Annotated in this window: 7 protein-coding genes; 1 reads left to right on the top strand and 6 read right to left on the bottom strand. The window is 73.8% G+C overall.

Annotation, left to right across the window (positions count from 1 at the left end):
• Nucleotides 1–69 precede the first annotated feature (69 nt).
• The 3 genes from ACFWVC_RS11045 to ACFWVC_RS11035 all read right to left on the bottom strand — a co-directional run bounded on the left by ACFWVC_RS11045 (nucleotide 70) and on the right by ACFWVC_RS11035 (nucleotide 5,100).
• Entirely contained in the window at nucleotides 70–1,998 is a 1,929-nt protein-coding gene (locus ACFWVC_RS11045; RefSeq protein WP_384282085.1) for a fibronectin type III domain-containing protein, read from the bottom strand.
• Between the two features lie 137 nt (nucleotides 1,999–2,135).
• A complete protein-coding gene (locus ACFWVC_RS11040; RefSeq protein ID WP_384282079.1) occupies nucleotides 2,136–3,200 on the bottom strand; it encodes a hypothetical protein in 1,065 nt (354 codons plus the stop codon).
• Between the two features lie 253 nt (nucleotides 3,201–3,453).
• Entirely contained in the window at nucleotides 3,454–5,100 is a 1,647-nt protein-coding gene (locus ACFWVC_RS11035; RefSeq protein WP_384282075.1) for an IucA/IucC family protein, read from the bottom strand.
• A 36-nt stretch (nucleotides 5,101–5,136) separates the two neighbouring features.
• Here ACFWVC_RS11035 and ACFWVC_RS11030 point away from each other — a divergent pair, with 36 nt between their 5' ends.
• Nucleotides 5,137–6,756, top strand: a complete 1,620-nt coding sequence (locus ACFWVC_RS11030; protein ID WP_384282070.1) for an IucA/IucC family protein — start codon at nucleotides 5,137–5,139, stop codon at nucleotides 6,754–6,756.
• 166 nt (nucleotides 6,757–6,922) lie between these two features.
• Here ACFWVC_RS11030 and ACFWVC_RS11025 read toward each other — a convergent pair whose 3' ends face one another.
• The 3 genes from ACFWVC_RS11025 to ACFWVC_RS11015 all read right to left on the bottom strand — a co-directional run bounded on the left by ACFWVC_RS11025 (nucleotide 6,923) and on the right by ACFWVC_RS11015 (nucleotide 12,158).
• Nucleotides 6,923–7,876, bottom strand: coding sequence for a hypothetical protein (locus tag ACFWVC_RS11025; RefSeq protein WP_384282066.1), 954 nt, complete (start codon nucleotides 7,874–7,876; stop codon nucleotides 6,923–6,925).
• A gap of 111 nt (nucleotides 7,877–7,987) precedes the next feature.
• On the bottom strand, nucleotides 7,988–9,451 hold the full coding sequence (locus ACFWVC_RS11020; RefSeq protein WP_384282063.1) for a dihydrolipoyl dehydrogenase family protein: 1,464 nt from the start codon (nucleotides 9,449–9,451) through the stop codon (nucleotides 7,988–7,990).
• 181 nt (nucleotides 9,452–9,632) lie between these two features.
• On the bottom strand, nucleotides 9,633–12,158 hold the full coding sequence (locus ACFWVC_RS11015) for a SpoIIE family protein phosphatase (RefSeq protein ID WP_384282057.1): 2,526 nt from the start codon (nucleotides 12,156–12,158) through the stop codon (nucleotides 9,633–9,635).
• Nucleotides 12,159–12,378: the final 220 nt, after the last annotated feature.

The following is a 12,378-nucleotide window of genomic DNA, read 5'->3' as shown; positions in this document are numbered from 1 at the left end:
GGCCGGACTTCCACAGCAAGCGGGGCGGGCACCGGACGGTGCCCGCCCCGCTTGGTGGAACGGGTCAGATCAGCTGCTGAGAGCGGTGATCGTCAGGGTGGCGCGGTAGTCACCCTTCTGGACGCTGTCCGGGATCTTCAGATCCAGGTCGGCGCCCAGCTTGGCCGAACCGCGGGGGTGGCCCTGCTCGGCGGAGCCGAGACCACGCGAGATCGCGAGGCCCTGGCCCTGGTCGTCGTAGCCCGAGGCGACCGACGCGTTGGCCGTGGCGCCCGCGCCGGCGACCAGGACGCGCGGCGTCCAGCCGAGGAAGGAGGCGGCGAACGTCTTGTCGGCGTCCTTGAACGCGCTCACGTTGGCCGAGATCGACCACGGGGCGAGCGTGCGGCGGGTGTCCGAGACGACGATCGGGTTGATCTTGCCGTCGGCCTCGAAGTGGTCGCCGTTCTTCTCCTCGGCGGTGCCGAGGTCCACCAGGCCGTTGTAGCCGTCGATCGTCCAGCCGAACTCGCCCGGAGCCGGGTTCGGGACGTTGACCTGGAGGTCCTGCTTGTCACCGTGGAACGGGTGCACCGTGACGTCGTCGACGTGCGAACCGACCGGCTGGTCGGCCCCGTTGGCGGCGCTGCGGATGTTCTCGACCACGAGCTTGTCGTTGCGCACCTGGACCTTGACGTAGGTGCGGACGTGCTCCTGGTTCTGGACCGAGTTGTACCAGTAGCTGTTCGGGTTGAGCGGGTCCGCGCCGTTGCCGGCACCGCTCGTGCCGCTGCTGTCGGGCTTGGTGATGTCGTAGTACTTCGAGCCCGACGAGGAGTTGGCCGTCACATAGAGGACGCCGCCGGGACCCGGGTACACGTCGGCGGCACCCGGCTTCTCGGCCGGGTTCTCCTTCGCGCCGTTCTTGATCAGGTAGCTGCGCGAGTAGCTGTGGTCGTGGCCCTGGAGGACCAGGTCGACGCCGAGCTTGGAGAACGTGGTCGGGAAGTCGACACGACGCGCCTTGTTGTCGCCGTCCTTGGCGTGGGACGCCGGCGAGTAGATGGAGTGGTGGTAGACGAGGACCTTCCACTTGGCCTCGTTGCCGTGCTTGTTGATGATGTCGGTGACGTAGCTGACGTGCGCCGCGTCGCCGCCGCCGCCGGTGGCGGGGTTGTAGCTGTTGCTGTTCAGGTCGATGAACAGCACATCCTTGTAGATGTACCAGTAGTCACCGCCGGACGTGTTCGACGCCGGGTTCCCGTTGGAGTAGAACGGGGCCGAACGGTCGGTGTTCGGGGTGGTGAAGTGCTGCTCGTAGGCCTTGCCGCCGACGTCGTGGTTGCCGATGGTGGCGGCCCACGGGTACTGACGCAGCTGGTCCGGGGCGAGGAAGGAGTTCCACTGGGCCTCGGTGTTGGCCGTCTCGACCTGGTCGCCACCCGACACCAGGAGCTCGGCGTTGGGGTTGGCCTTCAGCGAGACGTCGACCGTGTCCTGCCAGCCGGCCTGGTCGTTCGCCAGGTTGCCGGACGAGCCGATCTGCGGGTCACCGTAGAACAGGAAGTCGTAGTCGCCTTCGAAGTCCTGCGTCTTGAAGGAGTACGCCGAGGACCAGTTGCCCTCGGTGCCGACACGGTAGGAGTACGCCGTGCCCTCCTTCAGGCCGGTGATCGTCGCGTGGCGGTTGAAGCCGCCGCTGGTCGCGATGTTCGCCGCGCCGATGGCGTCGAAGGTGGTCGCGTCGGCCGGGAACTCGCCGTTGACGAGCTGCGCGGTCGGGACGACCTGGACCTTCTGGGCCGTGTCCGCGGAGGAGTACCACGTGACGGTGCGCTGCGACTCGTTCGAGCCCACGCCGAGGACGATGCCGGTGATCGTGGACGCGTCAGCGGCGCTGGCGGGGGTCGCCAGGCCACTGCCGAGGGCCACGGACAGGCCGAGAAATGCCGCCGTGGCGCCAGTGGCCACACGACGCCGCACGGCCCCGGAGGGCTGCGAGGAGTTCTTCGATCTCATGAGTTCCGGTCTCTGTTCCTTGTGCGCACGGGTGACCGTGCATGGGTGGAGAGACTTCACGCTCAGGCGACAAAGTAAAGTTCACATAAAAGCCAGGCCATCAGATGGTTGAACTTGGCACAAGATCGAACGCGGCATCAGGCGTCGGCGACCTCGGCCTCGACGGCGCGCACCGGGGAGGCGCCGGCCTCGGTGACCTCGGCCGGTGCGGTGACCTCGGCGGGTGTTGAGGGTGCTGAGGGTGCGGCAGGTTCGGCGGGTGCGCCGAAGCCGGCGGCGTCGGCGCGCGGCCGGCGATCGCTGCGGATGTCCCCGATGATGAGGGCGACAACGGCCGCGGAACCGACGAACTCCAACAGGTTCTGGGACGCGCCCACGAGGGTCTGCGACATGGCGCCCGTCGCGTACGCCCACAGCCCGGTGAACGCCGACGGCATCATGAACAGCGACAGGCCAACCGAGAAGCCGGTGGCCACGGGGCGCCGCCGGGCGGCGAGCAGCATGCCGGCACCGCACAGCACGGTCAGGCAGGCCCACTGGTACGCCGAGGACACACCCAGTACGGCCCGCCCGCTGCCCTTGCCGACGAGCAGGTCACCGAGCACGCCGGGACCGACGTCGAAGGCCGTCACCGCGTTCCGGCCGATGTAGAAGACGTTCAGCACCGCGAGCAGCAGCCCGGAGGCCGCGGCCGTCACCTTCACGGGGCGGACCCTTCCGCCGATCACGGCGCTCGCGGCGGCGGCCTCGTACTCCATGTGCCGTGCCACGAGCAGCAGAGCGCCGAGAACGAGAGCGACCAGGACGGCGAGGATGGCGGTGCCCCCGACGACACTCACCGAGGGGCCCGTCAGGGTGCCGAACCACGGATCGGAGGGGGAGTCGAGCAGGAAGTACCAGACGACGGGCAGCCGGAACCCGAGGGTCACGGTGCACGCGGTCACCAGCAGCCCACCCGCTGCCCGGGTCTGCTGAAGTGCGGCCAGTCCGGCCGCGAGTTGTATCGCCGCCAGGCCCAGGTCCAGGGAGGACGTCGCCGACAGCTCGTAGACGTCGCCCGACGTCCACGCGGTCCACGCGGTCGGCAGGCCGTAGACAACGATGTCGTAGACAAGCCAGAACGCCGTCTGGGCGAACAGCGCGAAGCTGAGCACGGCTATGGCGATACGGAGCTGATGGGGCGACACACCTGCCGCATTCATGGCGCGCTGGACCTTTCGACGGCAATCAGCGATTGATTGCGTAAACGACACAACGACGGGCCAGATCATAAACGGTCACCGGGCTCGCCTCAGAGCCGCGAACGTCGTCTTCACCCAGTGTTCGGCGGGGCGAAAGCGACGACGACACACATTCTATGATGAAGCGTCAGGCAAGGTGAGAGGGCCGGTTCACAAGAATGGCATGGCCATTCCATTCCCTGGCGCGGGCCTCCTACTGCGGCTCGAAGCCTTGTCAGCGCAGGGGGTTGGGCAGACGTGCCCACCGATCGCCGGGGGCCGGGGGCTGGAGGCGCATCAACGTCAGTGCCTTGACCGGGAGTTCGGTGGCGAACAGGGCCGTGCGGTCGGTGCGGGTGTCCGGGGTTTCCGGCAGGGCCTCGCAGGCGCGTACGGCCTCCGCGGCGACGGCGGCCCACAGGCGGGCCTCGGTGGGGCGGTGCGCCTCGCCGAGTGCGGAGACCAGGCTGCCGAAGGTGGTGGCCACCAGGGAGCCGTACACCTTGGCGTGCAGGACGGCCGGGTCGTCGCTCAGCCCGCGGCCCAGGGACGGCGTCACGAAGCCGTTGCGGGCCAGGCGGGCCGGGCTGATCCGTACGTCGGCCAGGTCGCGGTAGACCAGCCGCAGCGGCCGGGCCCGCCGGTCCAGGACGACCAGCAGGTTCTGGCCGTGGGCCTCCAGCGCGACGCCCCAGGACAGCAGCCGCAGCACCGGCGGCAGCGCGAGCCGCGCGAACGCGGTGAGCCATGCGGCGCCGTCCTGCCCGGAGTCCGCCGCGGACAGCAGGGAGCGGATCAGCGCCGGGCCGCCGTCCGCGGGACGCCCGATGAGAGCCGCCACCGGCAGCACGGTCTCCCCGGCGGCGCGGTCCGCGAAGCCCTCGGGGGACTCCCGCACCAGCGCGGCCAGGTCGGGGCTCGGGGTGCCCTCCAGCACCGCCGAGGCCGCCGCCAGATTCCGCGTCACGCGCAGCGGGCCGCCCTCCAGCCGCCGGGTCAGCCCGTCCAGCAGCGCCGACAGCCGGGCGCCGTCCGCCACCGACTGGGCCGAGATGTCCCGCACCGCGGACGTCATCCGCATGCTGAGCGCGGTCTTCAGGTGCGGTCCGCCGTCGAGCGGCGCGAAGGTGCGCACGGACATCAGCGGCCGGGCGTCGATCGCCGCGGTGGTGTGGGGGCGCACCCCGAGGCCGGGCAGGACGTGCCGGGTCTGCCAGGGATGTACGGGCAGCAGCAGCCGGTCGCCGTCCCGCAGCCGGTCCGGCCAGTCGCCCGACACCAACGCCTGCGCGGCAGGCACGGCGACGAGGTCGAGGGAGACGACGGGCCGGTGCTCGGGGCCGTACGCCAGTTGCTCGTCCAGGGAGAAGCCGGGGCGGCTGCGGCAGCAGGGGTGGTAGGGATGCCCGTCGACCACGCCCTGCTCGAAGCCGGTCAAGGCAGCCCTGGAGCCGTCGGCTTGGGGCGCGCCCGCCCGCGAGAGGGCCAACGAGGCGACGCTGTGCTCCAGTTCGTCCCGCAGCGGACCGGACCCTGGCAGGCCCAGCGCCTCCAGCAGGGCGGCCGGGTGGTCGTGCGGGCGGCCGTCCAGGCGCAGGACCAACTCCTCCTGCGCGGTGCCGGTGCCGAGATCGTGCGGCAGGCGCGGCGGCCCGGTCAGCAGCCGGCCGTCGTCGAGGCGTACCTGCCCCGGCCCGCAGACGGTCAGGCCGGGCAGCGGTTCCAGCAGCAGGGCGCGCCAGAGGCGGCCGAGGACGGCCGCGCGGGCGCCGGGCAGCGCGGCCGCCCAGGCCTCGGCCAGGCCGGGGCGCAGGGCGGTCAGCCCGGTGGCGAACGCCGTCTCCGTGGGGCGCCGCGTCGCGGTCGTGGAATCGGGGTGCATGATGGATCCCTAGCCTACGCAGGAGGACGCCGCACCGTGGATCGAGCAGCGGGAGCACCGGCGGGGACCAGTCACCGGGCCGACGAACTGGCCGCCGCGGCCCTGCTGAACTGCCTCGTCCGCGAAGTCGCCGAGTCCGCGGAACCCGCCGAGCCCGCCGGGCGGGACGTCCTGCGGCTCCCCGCCACGGGCCGGCTCCTGCGGGTGCGCCCCGGCCGCCATCCCTCCCGCCCCGAACTGCTCGACCCGGACGGCGACTGGCACCCCCTGACGTTCGACGCGCTTGTCGACCTCACCGCCGCGGAACTGACCGCCCGCACCGGCACGGCCAACACCGTGCTGCCGGCGGAGATCCGCGACAGCCGCGACGTGCTGGCCGCGCTGCTGGCGGTCCGGGAATCCGTGCCGCCGCCCGCCGATCCGTATCTGCGCTCCGAGCAGGCCCTCGTCGCCGGTCACCGGTACCACCCCGCGCCCAAGGCACGCGGCGGGGGCGCCCCGGCGAGCTGGCTGCCGTACGCGCCCGAGGCGCACACCTCCTTCCCGCTGACGCTGCTCGCCGTGCGCGCCGACCTGCTGGCGGGGGCGGGCGACACCTCCGCCATCGACCGCCTCCACGACGGCGTGCCCGACGGCTACCGGCTGCTGCCCGCCCACCCGTGGCAGCTGGAACTCCTCGGCGACCTGCCCGCCCTGCACGACGGCCGCCTCCTGCGGCTCGGCCGCACGGCCGTCCCCGCCGTGCCCACGGCGTCGCTGCGCACGGTCTACCTGCCGGACGCGGACCTCTTCCTCAAGTTCAGCCTCGACGTGCGGATCACCAACGACATCCGGCGGCTGTGGCGGCACGACCTGCGCTGGCTCGGCCCGGTGGACGAGGTCCTGCGGACCGTCAACGGCGCCGAGATCCTCTCCGACCGCGGCCACCGCACCGCCGACCTCGGCGGCCGGGACGCGTACGAGGCGCTGGCGGTCCTGGTCCGCGACGGCCTCGGCGGCCATGTCCGGCCCGGCCTCACCCCGCTGCTCGCGGCGGCGGTCGCCGAGGGCGGCTTCGAGGGCGACCCCCTGGAGGCCGCGCGGCGCGACGAGCGCACCGCCCTCGCCTGGTGGCAGGCCTACCTGGAAAGCGTGGTGCCGCCCGTGCTCGCGGCCTGGTTCGGGCACGGCGTGGTGCTGGAGGCCCATCTGCAGAACGTCGTGATCGCGGTGGACGGCGACGGGCTGCCCGCGCAGGCGGTCTTCCGCGACCACGAGGGCGTCAAGCTCGACGAGGACCGGCACCGCGAGCTGCTGCGCCGCCACGCGCGCGGCGGTGAACCGACGCCCGGCGTGAGCCCCGCGTACGGCTGGGAGCGGCTGGTCTACTGCCTCGTCACCAACAACCTGCTGGAGATCGCCGGCTCCGTCGCCGACGGCCGCCCCGCGCTCGCCCCGCGGCTGTGGGCCCGCGCCCGCGCGTTTCTCGCCGACTGGGCCCGCGCCCACGGCGACCCGGCGCCGGTACGGGACCTCCTCGGCGCGCCGCACATCCCGGCGAAGACCAACCTCCTGCTGCGCTGGACGGACGCGGACGGCGCCGCCGCGCGCTACGTGCCCCTGGCCAGCCCGCTGCTCCCCGTGAACGCGGCCGTGCCCGCCGCGCTCACGCAGTGACCGGCACAGCCGGGTGCGCGCAGGGCACTTCGGCGCCCCGATGCCGGCCGGTCACACCTTCACGGCGGTGACCTGGCCACCGCACAATGCGGTGAGGTCCTCGGGGCCGGAAGTGAGGACCTTGAACCTCCGATCCTCCTGGTGCAGGGGGGGGCTGGTTCGACGGCTAGCGTTCCTCGCCGGCCTGGTCGGGGACGAGGCGTTCCAGGACGTTCTGGAACTCCTCGCCGACGGTGATGAGGAGCCCGTCGCCGTCCTTCTCGCTGAGCTGGGTGAGGACGCCGTCGCGCCACCAGTAGACGTACGGACTGATCGGCCCGACCGCCTCCTCGTGGCCGGCGGCCGCGAAGCCCGCCATGCCGTTGAGGGCCGGGATGACCGCGCTGTCGCGGATGGCGTGGAAGGCCAGCTGGTGGCGGAACGGCATGGCGACGAGCGCGCCGTCGCCGGTCAGCGGCGCTCCGGTGACGCGTTCCACGAGCTCGTCGAGGGCCAGGACCCGGGCGGCGGTGAAGAAGGAGTCGCCGACGAGGACGTCGAAGCGCACGTCGGCGTGGCGGACGACCTCGTGCCGTTCCACGGGCAGGTCGCGGAGGTTGAGCAGGGCCCGGCCGCGCAGTTCCCGGATGTCGCCCAGCGGGGCGAGCGCGTGGTCGGCGAGCGTCATGACGCTCTCGGGGAGGTCCAGCGCGAGTACTTCCAGCAGCCCGGGGGCGGCGATCCGGGCGTACCGGAAGGTCTCCGGGTCGATCATGTCGGGGGTGACCAGCCGCGGGTAGAGCCGCTCGCGGATCTCCTCGGGCGGCATCGTCTCCAGCGGGGAGGGGCCGTCGAGGGTCCGCAGCACGGCGCCGACGTGCTCACGGGCCAGCTGCGGCCACACGCGCGGGCCGCGCCGGTCGTTGTGGCACAGCGCGGCCAGGTTGCCGGTGCCGAACTTGCGGCCGGAGCTGTCGGTCACCAGGTCCGCGAAGACGGTGACCTCCAGGCCGAGTTCGGCGAAGGCCTCACGCACGTGGGCGCGAAAGCGCGCGCCCTCGTCCACGGAGAAGAAGGCGTACTCGGGGTCGCGAGGCGTGTCCCGCTGGTCGCGCTTCGGCCCGCGCCGGAAAATCCCCACCTCTGCAACTCCCTGGACCTGGACTGAACGGGCAAGGCGCGATCCTATCGGCCGATCGCGCCTTCCCGATGGCGAAGCGTCCTCCGTGCGGCGCACGGTGCTGATCGTCGGCTACTGGTCCCGGTACGCCTCCAGCAGCCGCAGCCAGATCTCGCTGACGGTCGGGAACGCCGGGACGGCGTGCCACAGCCGCTCCACCGGCACCTGGCCGGCGACGGCGATGGTGGCCGCGTGCAGCAGCTCGCCGACGCCCGGCCCGACGAAGGTGACGCCGATCAGATGGCCCCGGTCCAGGTCCACGACGGCGCGGGCGTGACCGCGGTAGTGCTCGGCGTGCAGGGAGGCGCCGGAGACGTTGCCGATCTCGTAGTCGACGACCTTGACGCGGCGCCCCGCGCGCTCGGCCTCCGCCGCGGTGACGCCGACCGCGGCGGCCTCGGGCTCGCTGAAGACGACCTGGGGGACGGCCTCGTGGTCCGCGGTGGCCGCGTGCGCGCCCCAGGGGGCGGTGTCGAGCTGCTCGCCCTTGGCGCGGGCGGCGATGGCGGCACCGGCGATCCGTCCCTGGTACTTGCCCTGGTGGGTGAGGAGGGCGCGGTGGTTGGTGTCGCCCGCGCAGTAGAGCCAGCCGCCGTCGACGCCGCGGACCTGGCAGGTGTCGTCCACCTCCACCCAGGAGCCGGGGGTCAGGCCGACCGTGTCCAGGCCGAGGTCGTCGGTGTGCGGCACGCGGCCGGTGGCATAGAGGATCTCGTCGGCGGTGAGTTCGGAGCCGTCGGAGAGCGTGGCGGTCACCTGGCCGGAGTCGCCGTCGCGCCGCACGGCGGTGACGGACACGCCCGTCCGCAGGTCCACGCCCGCCGTCCGCAGCCCCTCCGCGACGAGCTCCCCGGCGAAGGGCTCCCAGCGCGGCAGCACGCCGGAGCCGCGGACGAGCACGGTCACTTGCGAGCCGAGCGACTGCCAGGCGGTCGCCATCTCCACGGCCACGACGCCGCCGCCGACCACCAGCAGACGCCCCGGCGCCTCGTGGGCGCTGGTCGCCTCGCGGCTGGTCCAGGGACGCACCTCGGCGAGCCCGGGCAGGTCGGGCAGGAGAGCGCGCGTGCCGGTGCACACCGCGACCGCGTGGCGGGCGGTCAGCAACCGCTCGCCGCCCTCCGGGGTCCGTACGACGACGCGGCGCGGCCCGTCGAGCCGGCCGAGGCCGCGCACCAGGTCGATGCCGACCGACTCCAGCCAGCCGACCTGCCCGTCGTCCTTCCAGTCCCCGGTGAACCAGTCGCGCCGGGCCAGTACGGCGGCCGTGTCCAGCCGCCCGCCGGCGGCCTCGCGCGCGCCCGGCACCGCGCGGGCCGCCTCCAGGGCGGCCTGCGGGCGCAGCAGGGCCTTGCTGGGGATGCACGCCCAGTACGAGCACTCGCCGCCCACCAGTTCGGCCTCGACGATCACGGTGCTCAGCCCGGCCGCCTGGGTGCGGTCGGCGATGTTCTCACCGGTCGGTCCCGCTCCGATGACGATGACGTCGTACGTGTCCGTGCTGGTGTCTGCGCTGGTCCGCGCCGCGGTGGTCATGGTCCCACCGTAGGCAACGCCGGGCCGTCGCACAGCCGGAACGGGCAGCCTCGTGCGGCAGGGGGCGGCGCCGTCCCGCCGGATGGACGACCTCGCCGCCCGGCGGGGCGCGGCGCGGAGCGGGGGCCGCCGGCTGCGCCGTACGGGCGTCCGGGGGGCGTCGTACCGCGAGGGGAGCAGCTCACGCGGGCAGTTGCTGCTCGGTCCAGATGACCTTGCCCTGCTCGGTGTAGCGGGTGCCCCAGCGGCGGCACAGCTGGGCGACCATGAAGATGCCGCGGCCGCCTTCGTCGGTGGTGGCGGCGCGGCGCAGCCTGGGGGAGGTGCCGCTGGCGTCGGCGACCTCGAAGACCAGCGCCCGGTCGCGTACCAGCCGCGCCTGGACTGGGCCCTGGGCGTGCCGGATGGCGTTGGTGATCAGCTCGCTGGCGATCAGCTCCGTGGTGAAGGTGAGTTCGTCCAGGTCCCAGGCGCGCAGCCGACGGGTGATCGCGGTGCGCAGCGCCGAGACGGCGGCCGGGTCGTCCGGCACGTCCCAGCAGGCGACCTGGCCGCCGTCGAGGGCGCGGGTGCGGGCGACCAGCAGCACGATGTCGTCGGCCGAGGGCACCGGGCGCAGCGCGGACTCCACGGCCGCGCACAGCTCCTCCGGCGTCCCGTCCCTGGGCGCGGCGGCCAGCGCCCGGCCGAGTCTGCGCATGCCGGCCTCGGGGTCGGCGTGCCCGCCCTCGATGAGGCCGTCGGTGTAGAGGACCAGGCCGGTGCCCTCGGGGAGGTCGAACTCCGTCGTCTCGAAGGGGACTTGCCCGAGCCCGAGGGGCGGTCCCGCGGGCAGTTCGGGGAAGCGCACGTCGCCGTCCGGGCCGAGCAGCGCGGGCGGCAGGTGCCCGGCGCGGGCGAGCTGGCAGCGCCGGGCGACGGGGTCGTACACCACGTACAGGCAGGTCGCGCCGGACAGTCCGGCGTGCGCGCCGCCCTCCTCGTCGAGCCGTACGGCCAGGTCGTCCAGGCGGCCGAGCAGTTCGTCGGGGGGCAGGTCCAGGGCGGAGAAGTTGTGGACGGCGGTGCGCAGCCGGCCCATCGCGGCGGCCGCGTGGATGCCGTGGCCGACGACGTCGCCGACGACGAGGGCGACCCGGGCGCCGGAGAGCGGGATGACGTCGAACCAGTCGCCGCCGACGCGGCCCGGGGCGGGCAGGTAGCGGTGGGCGACGTCCACGGCGTGCTGCGCGGGCAGGCCGTGGGGGAGCAGGCTGCGCTGCAGTTCCAGGGCGAGGTGGTGCTCGCGGGTGAACAGCCGGGCGTTGTCGACGCAGACGGCCGCGCGGGCGGCCAGTTCGCGGGCGAGGGTGAGGTCGTCCTCCGCGAAGGGCGTGCCGCCCGCGGCGCGGTGGAAGGTGGCCACCCCGAGCGGCGTGTCCCGGGCGCGCAGCGGCACGGCGATGAGTCCGTCACCGGCCCGCACGGGGCCGTCGCCGGCGAGGGCCTGGGCCTGCGGGCCGTCCGGCGCGGCCAGGACGGGATCCCCGGGCGGCGCGGATGTCGCGTGCCGCGGGTACGGCGAGGGCGGCCCCGTCGCCCCCGTCGCGCCCGCCCCGGCGTCCGCCACGCGGCACAGGACCGGGGCGGCGGTGTCGGCGGGGTCCGGGGTGCCGCCCCGGACGACGGGGGCGAGGAGGTCCACGGTGGCCCGGTCGGCGAAGCGGGGGACGGCGGCCTCGCACAGTTCCGCGGCCGTGCGGACGACGTCGAGGGTGGTGCCGATGCGCAGGGCGGCGTCGCTGAGCAGTTCCAGCCGCAGCCGGGCGGCGACGGCGAGCCGGCCCACCCCCGCGTCGCCGACGAGCAGGGGCCGGCGGACGGCCCGCGGCCCGGCGTCGTCGGGGAGGCTCACCTCGACCACCGCGCCGTCCGCGAGCGGCCGGCACATCAGCACGGCCGTACGCCCCTGGGAGAGCGGCAGTTCGACGGCGTCACGCCGCCCGGCGGCGATGAGGCCGGTGGCCGTCTCGGCGAGTGACGCCTCGTCGCTCGCGGTGAGTCCGGCCGGGGCGCCCAGGGTCTGGATGCGGCCGTCCGCGTCGAGCCGCAGCGAGGCAGGGCTGCGCATGCGGCGTTCGGCCGCCAAGTACGAGTGCAGCATGGCGCGTTCGCGGCGGCCGGAGTCCTCCAGCAGCCGGTGCTCGATGGCCAGGGCGGAGCCGCGGGCGAGCTGCGGCATGAGGGGGTGGGCCTCGTCCTCGAGGCTGGTGAGGTCCAGCACCCCTTCGATGCGGCCGCTGACGGGATGCCGCAAGGGCACGCCGAAACAGGTGAAGCGGCGCAGGGCGGCGCAGAAGTGCTCCTCGCCGCTGACCCGGACGGGGTGCCGGGCGGCGAGCGCGGTGCCGATGCCGTTGGTGCCGGCGCCGAGTTCGTGGTAGCCGAAGCCGGGAGCGAGGCCGACGTCGTCGAGGGCGGGCAGCAGCGGCGGCCGGGCGGCCCTGCGGTCCAGCACGAGCCCGCTGCCGTCGGTGAGCAGGACGGCGGTGCCGGAGCCGGCGAGGGCGTCGGCGAGCCGGTCGAGGACCGGCCGGGCGGCCCTGGCGAGCGGGCCGGCGAGGTCGATGTCCCGGGTGTACGGGACGTCGAGGCGTTCGGGGTCCAGGCCGGCCGCCTGGCAGCGTTCCCATGACGCGAGGATCGGCACCCGTACGGATTCCTCCACCTGGCTCACTCCTTGACGTCCTCGTCCTCTTGCGAACGTAGGACCGGCGGCGACCGGGCGGGGGCGGGACCGTGAAATCCCCGCGTACAGCCACTCGTGTGGGTGACGGTCCGTTTGACAGGGGCAACACGCCCGCGGAACGGCCGGGGATCACATCGCGAAGCGGCGGCCCGTGGTGGAGACTTGGACCCGCCGCAGGCCGGCGCCCAGGTGCCGGAAC

It is taken from the genome of Streptomyces sp. NPDC058691 (genome assembly GCF_042714775.1).
GTDB lineage: Bacteria > Actinomycetota > Actinomycetes > Streptomycetales > Streptomycetaceae > Actinacidiphila.
This window is presented reverse-complemented; position numbering and strand designations above follow the sequence as displayed.